Genomic DNA, 13,891 nt, shown 5'->3' with positions numbered 1-13,891 from the left:
AAATGGCTAACATCCGCGAGGTATTAGATTTGGAGCAGATTGACCGGGACATTTTCCGTGGCCCAGTCATTAAGTCAATCCTGCAGCGCACTTTCGGTGGCCAAGTTGCCGGACAGTCCCTCGTCGCGGCGACGCGCACGGTGGGTAATACCTTCGCGGTGAACTCCCTCCACGCCTACTTTGTAGGCCCGGGCCGCCCCCATATTCCGACGGTGTACATGGTCAAGCGTATTCGCGATGGCCGGTCTTTCTGCCACCGCTCCGTCGAAGCTGTGCAAGATGGCCGTACGATTTTCGTCATGCAGGTCAGCTTCCACCGTAAGGGGGATGAGGGACTCGAGCACTCTGACGTGATGCGCAAGGTGCCAGATCCTGAAGATGTGGTCACCGACACCTCTGAGATGACGAACACACGTCGTCTACTAATGCGCGAGTGGGCGGACTGGGATATCCGGGTAGTGCCGGATGATCAGTTCGAACACAACAAGTACACCCCGTCCCAGCAGCTGGTATGGTTCCGGTGCAAGGATCGCCTGCCGGATAACGAGACCTTCCACGTCTGCACGCTGGCGTACATGTCGGATATGACTTTGCTGTCATCGGCACTCGTTCCGCATCCAGGCGTTGAGGTCCAGGAAGCCAGCCTCGACCACGCGATGTGGTTTATGCGTCCGTTCCGTGCGGATGAATGGCTGCTCTACGACCAGATTTCGCCATCGGCGCACGCGGGTCGCGCATTGACTCACGGTCGCATCTTTAACCAAAAGGGCGAGCTCGTGGCCGTCGTCACGCAGGAAGGGCTGACCCGAAGCCTGGCCCCGGGTGTCGAGCCCGTGCCAGTGACGGCGAACTTCGATGTTCGCAGTGAGAACCTAGATTAATGACACAGGAAACAATTGGTATCCTCGCTCTTCAGGGCAACGTTGCCGAACACGGATATGTTCTTGATCAGCTCGGCGTCCCACACCGAAAGGTGCGCTTGCCCCGTGACCTGGAGGGACTTAGCGGCCTAATTTTGCCCGGCGGCGAGTCCACGACCATGAGCAAGTTGATGGTCTTCAATGAGCTTGAAGCCCCGCTTAGGGAAGCCCTCCGCGATGGCCTTCCGGCATATGGCACCTGCGCAGGCATGATTTTGCTTGCCGACGAAGTGCTCGATACCCGTCCGGATGCCGTTAGCCTGGGAGCGATTGACATCACCGTCCGACGTAACGCATTTGGCCGGCAAGTGGATTCGTTCGAAACTGACTTGGATATTCCGCAGCTGGCGATCAGCGGTGACCAGCCGCCTGTACACGCCGCCTTTATTCGCGCACCGTGGGTCGAGCGTGTCGGTGATGATGTTGAGGTGCTAGCGCGGGTGCCAGAATCGGCTGGAGAGACCGCAGGTACAGTGGTCGGAGTACGGCAGGGGGCTGCTATGGCCACCAGCTTTCACCCGGAGTCGACGGGGGAGACGCGGCTCCACGAGTTCTTTTTGCGAGAGCTTGTCGGCATTTAAATCCCCGGTTTGTATAATGAACACCTGACGAATTCCCATCTACATGGGTATTGACGAGAGGATTGGTAGGAACTAGCACATGGCGGGTCATTCAAAATGGGCAACCACAAAGCACAAGAAGGCTGCTAATGACGCCAAGCGCGCCAAAGAGTGGGCGAAGATGATCAAGAACATCGAGGTCGCGGCTCGTACCGGCGGCGGTGATCCTGCTGGTAACCCCACCCTCGATGACATGATCAAGAAGGCCAAGAAGGCCTCGGTTCCCAACGACAACATTGAGCGTGCCCGCAAGCGTGGTTCCGGCGAGGAGTCCGGCGGTGCTGACTGGGAGACCATTGTCTACGAAGGCTACGCACCTGGTGGTGTCGCTTTGATTGTGGAGTGCCTGACCGATAACCGTAACCGTGCTGCTTCCGATGTGCGCTCGGCGTTCAACAAGAACAACGGCAACATGGCGGACAACGGTGCCGTTGCGTACCTCTTTGACAAGAAGGGTGTCGTCGAGCTGCCGAAGGGCGAGCTGACCGAGGATGACCTGCTTATGGCGGTTCTCGATGCCGGTGCAGAGGAGGTCAACGACCTGGGCGAAAAGTTCGAGGTCGTCTCCGCATTTACCGATCTGATGAATGTCCGCACCGCTCTTGTCGACGCTGAGATGGAGTACGACTCCGCAGATCAGGACTACCGCGCTTCAACCACGGTGGCTCTCGATGCTGACGGTGCACGCAAGCTGTTCCGTCTGATTGACGCTCTCGAAGAGTCCGACGACGTGCAGAACGTCTACTCGAACGCCGACATCAGCGACGAGGTCATCGCCGAGCTCGACGACTAGGCGTTCGCTTGGCGACGGTTCCGCTGACTGGCTTCTCGGCGTTAAAGGGTGCCCGTGCAGGGTAGTCCGCAGCGCTGAATTGCGCGGCGAGCTGGTGTGAATGGAAAGTCCCCATCGGAAAATCGTCCGATGGGGACTTTTTTTGGGGGGGGGATAGACAAAGAGTGTGTCTTATCCTCAAGATAGTGACTGGTCAGAGCCCAGCTGTGGCAGCTTCACACCCTGGGGGTTCAGGAGAAAAACTGACAACCCGAACACTGGCAACCTCAAAAAACTACGGGCTGTGCGTGTGAATACGGGCTGCAAATGTGAAACTGTGCGAGTTTATGACACTTTCAGGCCATTTTTCGGGCCATTTTTGTCATAAACGCAGTCAGTAACTCGCATTGGGGGAAGTAGCGAGGGTGCCCACCCGCCGACGCGCCCGCCGACGCGCCCGCCGACGCACCGGTCGACACACCAGGTGGGCACACTTTTTGCCTATAAACCCGATTTTGGTTTCTGAAAGTTTTAGTAGAACCCTTTTTAAGAGAACCACTGAGTCGGAGGCCCGGCCATCAGCAACAGTGTGAAGACCACGGCGAGAACAATCAGGATGACGAATGCCGAGATAAACGGGCGGCGAATAATCATCGCGAGTGCCCACTCGAATATGCCCTGTGGCTCCTCGGATGCGTCGGTAAAGCGCCAGGGCCGATCCAAAAGACCAGCCTTCAGGGTGTTTCGTTCAAACGGATAGGTCGCGAATGGAATGATAGATGAGGCGAGGCCGATGACACCGCGGCCAAAGCTCCACTGCTGGTTGATCCACACCATGATGGTGGTGACTACGTAGCACAGGAACGTAAAACCGTGGATGCTGCCGAAGATGGTGGTGGCGACGTCAGTGACTTTGAACAGGTACTTCAGTGCCAGCCCTAAGAGCAGCAGAGCCCACGTGACCATTTCAGCTGCAGCGAGAATGCCGTAGAGCTTCTTCGGTGAATTCATGGTGTTAAACCTATCAGAACCTACGGTTGGTGCTCCTTCTAGCTTCGATACAAACAGCTGTTCGAAATGTGGTATTAGTGGAGAGGTGAATTATCGAGCTGGATCTCTGCGGGTGATGGGTATCGACCCAGGCCTTACTCGTTGTGGTCTCTCCATTGCGGAAGGTGCTCAGGGCAGGAAAGTCATTCCCATTGCGGTGGGGGTCGCCCGCACACCAACCACGGCATCGTTGGAGGACCGTCTTCTACGGCTTTCCAATGCTGTGGAGCAGTGGATGGATGAGTACGAGCCGGATGTGGTTGCGATGGAACGGGTATTCGAGCGCGGCAATGTGTCCACCGTAATGCAGACTGCGCACGCGGTTGGTGTGCTCGTCCTCGCTGCGGCTAGACGCGGTTTGGAAGTGCATATGTACACGCCGTCGGAGGTAAAGAAGGCGCTTACCGGCAACGGTCGGGCTGATAAGAAGCAGATGACCATGATGGTGACGAGAATCCTCGGGTTGGAAACTCCGCCAAAACCTGCAGATGCAGCGGATGCGTTGGCTATCGCTATCTGCCACTGTTGGCGTGGTCCGGTTCTACAACGCCAGCGCGACACCTTGGCTGCGCTTGCTAAGCAACACGAGGAGCGGGAGTTGGAGCTTTCTCGCCGTGAGAATCCCTCGCGGTAGGGGAGCCTGCTAGAGCACACTTGTGAGTTCGGCGTTTATCTCGGTGTCTTTAGGGAAGCCGTAGTGAAAGGAATTGTGAGAAGTGATTGCATCTCTACGCGGTGAGGTTATCGATCTCGGTGCGGACTATTGCGTTATTGAGTGCGGTGGTGTCGGGCATTTGGTCACCATTACGGGCAGGTTAGCTTCTCAGTTGGTGAGGCATGAGCAGACTTTCATGTTGACCACAATGGCGGTTCGTGAAGATGCGATAACGCTCTTTGGTTTTGCCAACTCGCAGGAACGTGAGATTTTTGCGCTCTTGCGCACTGTCTCGACAGTGGGGCCAAAAGTAGCGATGTCTGTTCTATCGGTACTGTCGCCGGCCGAGATTGCCAATGCGGTTGCCTCAAAGAATGCCAAGGCCTTGCAGGCGGCTAACGGCGTCGGCAAGCGATTGGCGGAGCGCCTGTTGGTTGAGTTGAAGGATAAGGTCGAGGTTTTCGCGGATAGGGCGGTATCCCAGCCGGAGGAAGCTGCAAGCGGAGCAGCGCCTGGCATTGTTTTGAAGGCAGATCTGGATCAGGTCGTTGGTGCATTGGTCGGGCTTGGGTTCCCGGAAGCTGATGCGAATGAGGCAGCGGAGACCGTTGTTCGGATTGATCCGACCTTGGATACAACAATGGCGCTGAAGGCGGCGCTAAAGACATTGGGCGAAAAGTAAATCCAGGTCGAGGACCTGCAGCTACATTGATGATGAAAAATGGCAGTGCACTAGGATGAGGGGACTATGAGCGATATCGAGCGCACGGAGTTTAACGTGTCGGGCAATCCCTTCAGGGACTCTTTAGGTGGAGCAGCCAACGACCATTTTGGCGGTGGGGGAAATGGTGCACAACGTGATGTCGATGCCCGCGCTCAGGTCGAGGAAGTCGATGCGGAATCGAACCTGCGACCAAAGTCGTTAGGGGAGTTTATCGGCCAACCCAAGGTCCGCGAGCAGCTGGATTTGGTGCTTTCCGGGGCACGGGGACGAAATGTGACCCCGGACCACATTCTGCTGTCGGGACCTCCCGGCCTGGGTAAGACCACCATGGCCATGATTATTGCGCAGGAGATGGGGTCCTCCCTGCGAATGACGTCCGGTCCGGCGCTTATTCGCGCTGGCGATTTGGCAGCAATGCTATCGAACCTGCTCGAGGGCGATGTACTCTTCATTGACGAGATCCACCGCATTGCCAGGCCCGTGGAGGAAATGCTCTACATGGCAATGGAAGATTTCCGTATTGATGTCATCGTGGGCAAGGGGCCTGGAGCTACGTCAATTCCACTCGAGATTCCACCTTTTACGCTGGTAGGCGCAACGACGCGCTCGGGTATGCTGACTGGCCCACTGCGTGACCGATTCGGTTTTACTGCGCAGATGGAGTTCTACGAGGTCGAGGATCTGACAAAGGTGGTTACCCGTGCCGCTGGGATCCTCGGGGTGGATATCAGCCCAGAGGCTGCAGTGGAGATTGCCTCGCGTTCGCGAGGTACCCCGCGAATTGCCAACCGTCTATTGCGTCGCGTTCGCGATTTCGCAGATGTTCACTCCGGTGGCGTTATTGATCTTGGTGCGGCTAAGGCGGCATTGATCGTCTTCGACGTCGATGAGCTTGGGCTTGACCGTCTGGACCGCGCAGTGCTAACTGCCCTGGTCAAGGGGCACGGTGGCGGCCCTGTGGGCGTGAATTCCCTGGCGTTGGCAGTCGGTGAGGAACCCTCGACTGTGGAAGAAGTGTGCGAGCCCTACCTGGTCCGTGCCGGGATGATTGCACGTACATCGCGCGGACGCGTGGCAACTGCCCGAGCATGGCGGCACTTGGGGTTGCAGCCCCCGGAGGGAACTATCGGAGAATAGCTTTCTCATCGACCTGCCGGGGCAGTGTGGAATTGCTAGCTGGCAATTCGTTAAACTCGGCAGACATGGATCAAACTATTCTCCTCCTACTTATTTTCTTGTTCCTGGCGCTGCCAATTTGGCAGATCATCAAGCAGAACAAGCAGGTGCGCACCATTAGGGACATGCAGGATAAGTTGGCTCCGGGCGCGGAGGTCATCACCGGTTCCGGTATGCATGCTGTGGTCGTTGATACGACTGAAACAACCGTCGACCTGATCATCGCTGACGGCATCGTGACCCGTTGGGAAAAGGGCGCCATTGCCCGCAACCTCACCACCGGTACCGGAGCTAGCTACGCTCACCGTGACCGACGTGGCCGTGTTTCCGATGCGCCAGATGACCACGTCGGCGACGTCCAAGAAATCACCGGCCACGGTCCGGCTGACAATGCAGCTTCGGACATCAATGAGCAGGTCGAGAACCCGAATACTCCGAGTACCCCGGATAACCCGGGTACAGACGGTTCCACTTCCACCGAAAAGCAGTAGCAGTTCTTTGCACGCCCACGCCCTGCTGGTTTGCATGCATCCCACCTTCAGCGTGCGCCGTGAGGCTAGGGGCGCGCCCCAGGTTTCGCCGTCGGCAAGCGTGGGCAAGATTTTCACTAAATAGGTACAAGTCAAAACCGGCGCACTACGCTAAATCGGTTATTCTCTAGCGGTTGGTGTTTATAGCTTTGCTTAGCGACGCCCGCAATGCCTCTTCCTGGTATCGCGCGATTTCGCGGTGCGGTTATAGACCTGCGTTTCTACCCGAAACGCTTAAGTACCTAAACGTCACGATTCAGGAGACTTTGCTTTGAACAGCAAATCCAGATCCGGTGCGAATACATTCAAGAGGAACTGGCCACAGTGGCTATTGGCGCTGTTTGTTGGCTTCCTCGTCCTTACGTACGCACTCGTCTTTTTCACCGGCGGCGGATCAGCCAAGCCAAAGTTGGGCATCGACTTGCAGGGTGGTACCCGAGTAACCCTGGTGCCGCAGGGCGAAAAGCCGACGCGCGATCAGCTGGACCAGGCTCGCAAGATTCTGGAGAACCGCGTAAACGGCATGGGCGTCAGTGGCGCCCAAGTTGTCACCGACGGTGACACACTGGTCATTACCGTGCCAGGTGAAGACTCACAGGAGGCGCGTACGCTCGGCCAGACTTCGCAGCTCTTCTTCCGTCCGGTAGAACAGCCCACCCAGGGCCCTGATGAAGCTGCCTTTGGCGAGGTAGTTAAGAAGACTGCTGAAGATTGGGTCTCAGTCGGTGTCCTGTCGAAGGAGGATGCCGCCAAACGCGTTGATGACCTCTACAAGGACATGAACGAAACGCAGAAGCGTGCAATTGATGCCTTCAAGGAACAGAACCCAGATCAGCCGGTTCCCGAGGAACTGTCCAAGTCGCTGGGCGAAGCCCCGAAGTTGGATGCAACAGCTCCGGCAAAGCCGGCGAACTCAATTGAAGCGGCCGAGCTGCGTACGAAGGTTCGTGACGTGCTGTTGGCGACCCGCCAGTCCGAAGATCCAACGACACAGTTTGCAGCCGCTGCGCTAATGACCTGCGATAACCGCGATGCAGTTGATCCGCTACAGGGTGCCGATGACCCGGCCAAGCCGCTGGTGACCTGTGCGCCCGAAGGCGGTAAAGCCATCTTCCTGGGCAAGGCTCCGCTACTGATTGGGCAAGATGACGAGGCTAAGGGCGAGCGCCTGTCCGGCGACGCTATCGACACCAATGCGCCGATTACCGGTGGCTACGATCAGCAGTCTGGTCAGATTCAGGTCTCCTTTAGCTTCAAGTCCGGGAAGAATGACACCGGCGCTCGCACATGGACCAAGTTGACCAATGACTACCTGCAGCGGCAGGTCGCAATCGTGTTGGACTCGAAGGTCATTTCCGCTCCGGTGATTCAGGAGGCAACCCCAGTCGGTTCTGCCACCCGCATCACGGGCGACTTCTCAATCGACGAGGCACAGGGGCTGGCCAATAACCTGCGTTACGGTGCACTACCGCTGTCGTTCGCAGGTGAGGACGGCGAACCGGGCGGCACGACCACGACTATCCCGGCCATGCTTGGTTCGGCTTCCTTGGAAGCCGGCCTGCTTGCCGGCATTATCGGTATCGCCCTGATTGTCGTCTACGCGATTGCTCTCTACCGCGGCCTGGGGGTGATTTCGCTGGTTTCGCTGGCAGCAGCTGGCGCGATGCTCTACGGCGTCCTTGTCCTTCTTGGTCGTTGGATTGGCTACTCGCTCGATCTCGCTGGCATCGCCGGTATCATCATCTCTATCGGTGTAACGGCTGACTCCTTCATCGTCTTCTTCGAACGCATTAAGGACGAAATCCGCGCGGGTAGAACTTTCCGCTCCGCGGTTCCGCACGCTTGGCGACGAGCACGGCGCACCATCCTATCGGGTAACTTTGTGTCCATCATTGCGGCTGTGGTTCTTTACATCCTGGCCGTTGGCGATGTCCGCGGTTTCGCGTTCACACTTGGTCTCTCCACAGCATTCGACATTGTGACGGCTTTCCTCGTGACTGCGCCGTTGGTCATCCTGGCTACTCGTAAGTGGCCAGCTTTGTCCAAGCCGTCGATGAACGGCTTCGGCTCGGTCATGGAGATTGCACAGAGGAATAAGACTGTAGCTGCCGGTAAGAAGGCCGGAGCCTCCGATGCCTCCGCCAGTACGGCTGCCGACACCGGTGCAGCTCACTCCAGCGCGAATGAGGGGAAGTAGGAATCCATGAATACTACTCAGACGAATCCGGCGCTAATCACTGAGCCAGAAAGCGTGAAAGACGACTCCTTCTTCCGCCGCCTCTACACCGGCGAGGGTGGAATCAACATCGTCGGCAAGCGGAAGCGCTGGTACCAGATTGCCGTCGCCATCATCGTTGTTGCTTTCGCAGCGATGCTGATTCGCGGGTTCAGCTTCGGTATCGACTTCGAGGGCGGTACCAAGATGACTATGCCGCCGGCCTCAGTGACAACTGAGCAGGCCGAGGAGGTTTTCACCGAGGCGACCGGCGTGAAGCCGGAGCTGGTGCAAATTATCGGTTCTGGTGAGGGCCGAATCCTGGAGATTACCTCTGAGAAGCTGACTCAGGACCAGATTAATAGTGCTCGTATCGCGTTGAATGATGCATTCAAGCCCGTCGATGTACAGGGGCAGCAGACCCCGGATGCCATTGGTGACTCGACCGTGTCGGAGTCGTGGGGCTCTTCGATTACCAACCGAATGCTGCTGGCTGCAGTGGTGTTCCTGGGTCTGGTGTTCATCTACATCACCATTCACTTCGAGCGCGACATGGCCATTGCCGCAATTCTCGCCCTGGTTGTGGATGCAATCGTGATTATGGGCATCTACGCGCTCATTGGTCTTGACGTCACCCCGGCAACCATTATCGGCTTGCTGACAGTGCTGTCCTTCTCCCTGTACGACACGGTCGTGGTTTTCGACAAGGTCGACGAGAACACGGCAGGCTATCGTTCATCGACACGTAGAAGTTACGCCGAGTTGGTGAACCTGGCGGTCAACCAAACCATCATGCGTTCTATCAACACCACGGTGTCGACGCTCCTGCCGATCCTTGCACTGATGGTCATTGCCGTGGGCATGCTGGGGGTCGGTACGCTGAAGGACCTTGCACTCGTTCAGCTCATCGGCATTATTCAGGGTACGTTCTCTTCGATCTTCCTGGCTTCGTCGCTGTTGGTGTCTCTCAAGTCGCGGCAGCGTGAATACCGCAAGCATGACGAGGCGGTACTGTCTGCTCGCGCAAAGGCATCTGAGGGGGCCGGATCGGACACCGATTCCGCCACTGCTGATGTTGCGGAGGACTCGGGCTCGAAGGAGCCGTCGGCAAGCGAGATGGAGCAGTCGACGCCGAAACGAACGGTGACGACTCCGAAGCTTGAGGTCGATGAAGACAAGCCGCTGTCCTGGCGTCCGGGGCAGTAGGAGGTAGCGCCTCCCGTTGGTTCGGGTGAAACTACTTTAAAAGCGCATTGTGCGGGTATCGTTGACAGGTACCCGCACTTTTTCTTTTCGCCGAAAAGGAGCTTAAACCTGTGTCGTATGCACACGCGCGTGAGGCATTAGCTGATCAGATTCGGTTCGTGCCCGATTTTCCAGTTGAGGGCGTAATCTTCGAGGACTTGACGCCGGCGCTTGCCGACGCCACGACGTTCGCCCTGATTGTGGACGAGATTTCCGCCAAGGTGGAAGAGTTCGGGGCTGATGTTATAGGCAGCCTAGATGCGCGTGGATTCCTGCTGGGTTCTGCGGTGGCGTACAAGCTCGGACTGGGAGTGCTCGCTATTCGTAAGAAGGGTAAGCTGCCACCGCCTGTGCTGACCGAGACCTATGAACTGGAGTATGGTACGGCAGCGCTTGAGATTCCGGCTAGTGGGTTTGAGCTGAAGGGCAAGAAGGCCGTACTTGTCGACGATGTGTTGGCAACTGGTGGCACCCTGTGTGCAGCTCGCGCCCTGCTGGAGACAGCTGGTGTCGAGGTAACCGGGCTGTGCACCGTGCTGGAGGTTGAAGGCCTGGGGGCTCGAGAGAAGCTTGCTGATTTGCCTTTGTACGTGGTTAATAAGGGGTGAATGAGTCATGGCTGAAGGGCCCGCACGCCGTTATGGTGCCCGCCTAGCGCGAAGCCTTACCGGCAACAGAACGAAAATCCGCCCGGTGCTAGATCCCCTTGTCGCGGTGCATCGACAGGTGCATCCGCGTGCAGATTTGGCTGTGCTTCAGCGTGCCTACGATACCGCCGAGCGCCTTCACGACGGCGTTTATCGGAAATCCGGCGAGCCATACATCACTCACCCGCTTGCAGTCGCCACTATTGCCGCCGAGATCGGCATGGATACCACCACGCTGGTGGCAGCGCTGCTGCATGACACGGTCGAAGATACCGATTACACGCTGGAGGACCTGGAGCGGGACTTCGGGCCAGAAGTCGCACGGCTGGTCGACGGCGTGACCAAATTGGATAAGGTCGCGTTGGGCTCCGCCGCCGAGGCAGAGACCGTGCGAAAGATGATTATCGCCATGAGCCAGGACCCGCGCGTGCTGGTTATCAAGGTGGCTGACCGGCTGCATAACATGCGCACAATGCGCTTCCTGCCGCCGGAAAAGCAGGCTAAGAAGGCCCGTGAGACCCTCGAGGTGATTGCACCGCTGGCGCATCGTTTGGGAATGGCCAGCGTGAAGTGGGAGTTGGAAGATCTCTCCTTCGCCATTTTGTACCCGAAGAAGTACGACGAGATTGTCCGCTTGGTCGCAGATCGAGCGCCGCAGCGGGACCGGTACATCCAGGAAGTCTCCGAGATGATTCAGAAGGATCTGAAGGAGTCTCACATTGCTGCTGAGGTACAGGGCAGGCCGAAGCACTACTGGTCGATTTATCAGAAGATGATTGTCCGCGGCCACGAGTTCGACGAGATTTTTGACCTGGTCGGACTTCGAGTTCTGGTGGACACGACCAAGGATTGCTATGCCGCGATGGGTGCCGTCCACTCGCTGTTCAAACCTATGCCGGGGCGATTCAAGGACTATATTTCCGCGCCGCGTTTCGGGGTTTACCAGTCGTTGCACACAACGGTCATCGGTCCAGGTGGCTCCCCGCTAGAAGTGCAGATTCGCACCCATGAGATGCACTACAACGCTGAGTACGGCATTGCCGCACACTGGCGCTACAAGGAAACCAAGGGCTCTCACAAGGGAGATTCCGCCGAAGTCGATCAGATGGCGTGGATGCGTCAGCTGCTGGATTGGCAGCGCGAGGCCGCAGATCCTAACGAGTTCCTGGACTCCCTGCGCTATGACCTCTCAGTCACCGAAATTTTTGCGTTTACGCCTAAGGGCGATGTCATTACATTGCCCGCGGACTCCACGCCGGTCGACTTTGCCTACGCGGTCCATACTGAAGTAGGTCACCGATGTATTGGTGCCAAAGTCAACGGCAAGCTAGTGGCGTTGGAATCACCGCTAAAAACTGGCGACCGCGTCGAGATTTTCACGTCCAAGGATGCCGATTCCGGTCCGTCTAAGGACTGGGAGAAGTTTGTTAAAACTCCACGTGCGCGGGCAAAGATCCGTCAGTGGTTCGCCAAGGAGCGCCGTGAGGAAGCGCTCGATGCCGGCCGTGACGCGCTGGCTGCAGAGGTACAGCGCGGCGGTCTGCCGATGCACCGCCTGTTCACTCCGGCATCCATCAAGCAGATTGCCTCCGAGCTCCACTATGCGGATGTCGATGCACTCTATACCGCTATCGGTAAGGGACAGGTCTCAGCGCAGCATGTGACTCACCGCCTGATGGCGCAGTTCTCGAGCGCGGACGATGCCGAAGAGCAGTTGGTCTCCCGCACGCCAATTTCAAAGATGAGCGTGCACAACACTCCGCGCCGCGCTGACAGCACGGGTGTGTTGGTAGAAGGCAGCGCGGATATGGCCGCTAAGCTCGCCAAATGCTGTACGCCTGTGCCGGGCGATGCCATCTTTGGCTTCGTCACGCGCGGCGGTGGGGTCAGTGTGCACCGTACGGACTGCACTAATGCGGAGAAGCTACACCAGGAGCCGGAGCGCATTATCGAGGTTTCCTGGGCAACAGATTCCTCCGGTGCGGTCTTCATGGTTACTGTGCAAATCGAAGCGCTTGACCGTCATGGACTGCTCTCGGAGATCACTCGCGTCTTCTCCGATCAGAAGGTCTCAATCCTGTCGACGTCCTCCCATACCTCCGATGACCGCGTTGCCGTAATGCGTTTTAGCTTCGAGGTTTCGGACACTAAGCAGATGGGCTATATCTTCAACATTCTGCGCGGTGTCGAGGGAGTCTTCGATGTCTACCGCATTACTTCTGGTCAGTAGGCGGTTTAGCAGCCCATCGATATGTGAAAGAGGATGAGGCCGCGTAGGTATTAAAAACAGGGCCAAGGTGAATCACCTTGGCCCTGTTTTTGATTAATTTTTCAATCAGTTAGTTGAGTCAGCTACTTGACTTCCGCCTTCTCAATACGGACTTCCTTAGCTGGCTTACCGTCAGAGGTACCGCCACCCTCGATACCGTTCTTCGCAATGTCCGCAACCGTCTTGGTGCCCTCGTCAGTCATGGCGCCAAGCACGGTGTACTGCGGAGGCAGCTGAGAATCTGCCCAGTTGAGGAAGAACTGGCTGCCGTTGGCATCCGGGTCGCTCGGGTTTGCCATGGCGATAGAGCCCTTCGGGTACACCAACGGGGTGTTCTGATCCAGGCCGGAATCCTTGACCGGCCACTCGCCAGCGAACTTGAAGCCCGGTCCGCCGGTACCGGTACCAGTCGGATCGCCACACTGCAGAACGTTCAGGCCACCACCGGTAATACGGTGGCACACGGTGTCGTTGAAGTAGTTGGACTTGGCCATGTGCTCAATTGCATTGACACCGCAAGGTGAAATAGCGCGGTCCAGCTCCATCGGAATGTCTCCCTGGTTAGTCTTCAGGGTGATGGTTACAGTGCCAGTGGCGGGAACGTTGTCGGTAGCTGGCTTATCGATGTCCTTCGACGCCTCGCCATCATCCGGGTAGTCACAGGTCACGGTTTCCGGAAGTGGGGAAGAGCGCTTCATTGGAACCTTTTCACCGCTGACGGGAGTAGCTGTCAGGGCTGCAGGTTCGACTGGAGTCGTGGATTCATCAGCGGCCTCATTGTCGTCAGCGCCGCCAGCCGTGGTCAGCAGGTAGATTCCGCCACCGATAAAGAGCAGGATAGCCAAGGTGGTTACGACGACGCCCAGTGGCTTCAGCTTCTCGGCACGTGCACGGCGCTTAAGTTCGCGCTCGAGCGTCCGCATCGCATCTTTGCGCCTTTGCTCATTATTGGCCACTAGTCTTTCTCCGTATCTGTTAGTCATCTATTGCTGGTGACGGAACACCAGCGGACGATTTTGCCCATTGATAGTGACCGAATTTGAAGTGAAAGCTCAGTCGGTCACCGTC

General features: G+C 57.3%; 13 protein-coding genes. 11 read left to right on the top strand and 2 right to left on the bottom strand.

Translation table 11 applies throughout. The annotated features are described in order from the left end of the window. The first annotated feature begins 2 nt into the window (after nt 1–2). From NQ014_RS03050 to NQ014_RS03040, 3 genes are all read left to right on the top strand, one after another. Nucleotides 3–881 (top strand): acyl-CoA thioesterase II, encoded by an 879-nt coding sequence (locus NQ014_RS03050; protein WP_257073672.1) that lies wholly within the window; start codon nt 3–5, stop codon nt 879–881. After that, on the top strand, nt 881–1,501 hold the full coding sequence (gene pdxT / locus NQ014_RS03045) for a pyridoxal 5'-phosphate synthase glutaminase subunit PdxT (RefSeq protein WP_257073671.1): 621 nt from the start codon (nt 881–883) through the stop codon (nt 1,499–1,501). The genes NQ014_RS03050 and pdxT overlap by 1 nt, the downstream gene beginning before the upstream one ends. A 79-nt stretch (nt 1,502–1,580) precedes the next feature. After that, nucleotides 1,581–2,333: a YebC/PmpR family DNA-binding transcriptional regulator gene (locus tag NQ014_RS03040; protein ID WP_257073670.1), complete on the top strand. Its 753-nt coding sequence runs from the start codon at nt 1,581–1,583 to the stop codon at nt 2,331–2,333. A gap of 525 nt (nt 2,334–2,858) precedes the next feature. Here the strand turns inward: NQ014_RS03040 and NQ014_RS03035 are convergent. After that, nucleotides 2,859–3,323: a DUF3817 domain-containing protein gene (locus NQ014_RS03035; RefSeq protein WP_257073669.1), complete on the bottom strand. Its 465-nt coding sequence runs from the start codon at nt 3,321–3,323 to the stop codon at nt 2,859–2,861. A gap of 115 nt (nt 3,324–3,438) precedes the next feature. Between NQ014_RS03035 and ruvC the strand changes: the two genes are divergently transcribed. From ruvC to NQ014_RS02995, 8 genes are all read left to right on the top strand, one after another. Beyond that, on the top strand, nt 3,439–3,996 hold the full coding sequence (gene ruvC, locus NQ014_RS03030) for a crossover junction endodeoxyribonuclease RuvC (RefSeq protein ID WP_048731311.1): 558 nt from the start codon (nt 3,439–3,441) through the stop codon (nt 3,994–3,996). Between the two features lie 82 nt (nt 3,997–4,078). After that, nucleotides 4,079–4,699: a Holliday junction branch migration protein RuvA gene (gene ruvA / locus NQ014_RS03025; protein ID WP_257073668.1), complete on the top strand. Its 621-nt coding sequence runs from the start codon at nt 4,079–4,081 to the stop codon at nt 4,697–4,699. Nucleotides 4,700–4,765: 66 nt separating this feature from the next. Beyond that, nucleotides 4,766–5,878 (top strand): Holliday junction branch migration DNA helicase RuvB, encoded by a 1,113-nt coding sequence (ruvB, locus tag NQ014_RS03020; protein WP_070438353.1) that lies wholly within the window; start codon nt 4,766–4,768, stop codon nt 5,876–5,878. 65 nt (nt 5,879–5,943) lie between these two features. Beyond that, nucleotides 5,944–6,408 carry a preprotein translocase subunit YajC gene (yajC, locus tag NQ014_RS03015; protein ID WP_257073667.1) on the top strand — a complete coding sequence of 155 codons (465 nt, stop codon included), beginning with the start codon at nt 5,944–5,946 and terminating at the stop codon, nt 6,406–6,408. Nucleotides 6,409–6,718: 310 nt separating this feature from the next. Then, nucleotides 6,719–8,644, top strand: a complete 1,926-nt coding sequence (secD, locus tag NQ014_RS03010) for a protein translocase subunit SecD (RefSeq protein WP_257073666.1) — start codon at nt 6,719–6,721, stop codon at nt 8,642–8,644. A gap of 6 nt (nt 8,645–8,650) precedes the next feature. After that, entirely contained in the window at nt 8,651–9,868 is a 1,218-nt protein-coding gene (gene secF, locus NQ014_RS03005) for a protein translocase subunit SecF (RefSeq protein ID WP_257073665.1), read from the top strand. Between the two features lie 110 nt (nt 9,869–9,978). After that, nucleotides 9,979–10,515, top strand: a complete 537-nt coding sequence (locus NQ014_RS03000; RefSeq protein ID WP_257073664.1) for an adenine phosphoribosyltransferase — start codon at nt 9,979–9,981, stop codon at nt 10,513–10,515. 7 nt (nt 10,516–10,522) lie between these two features. After that, entirely contained in the window at nt 10,523–12,784 is a 2,262-nt protein-coding gene (locus NQ014_RS02995; RefSeq protein WP_257073663.1) for a bifunctional (p)ppGpp synthetase/guanosine-3',5'-bis(diphosphate) 3'-pyrophosphohydrolase, read from the top strand. Between the two features lie 122 nt (nt 12,785–12,906). Here the strand turns inward: NQ014_RS02995 and NQ014_RS02990 are convergent, their stop codons facing one another. Further along, a complete protein-coding gene (locus NQ014_RS02990) occupies nt 12,907–13,746 on the bottom strand; it encodes a peptidylprolyl isomerase (protein ID WP_257073662.1) in 840 nt (279 codons plus the stop codon). Nucleotides 13,747–13,891 lie beyond the last annotated feature (145 nt).

Origin of the sequence: Corynebacterium sp. 5QC2CO, from assembly GCF_024580435.1 — a bacterium.
Classification (GTDB): Bacteria; Actinomycetota; Actinomycetes; order Mycobacteriales; family Mycobacteriaceae; genus Corynebacterium; species Corynebacterium jeikeium_D.
Note: the sequence above shows the minus strand (reverse complement) of the source record. Positions and strands in the feature narration are given on the sequence as shown.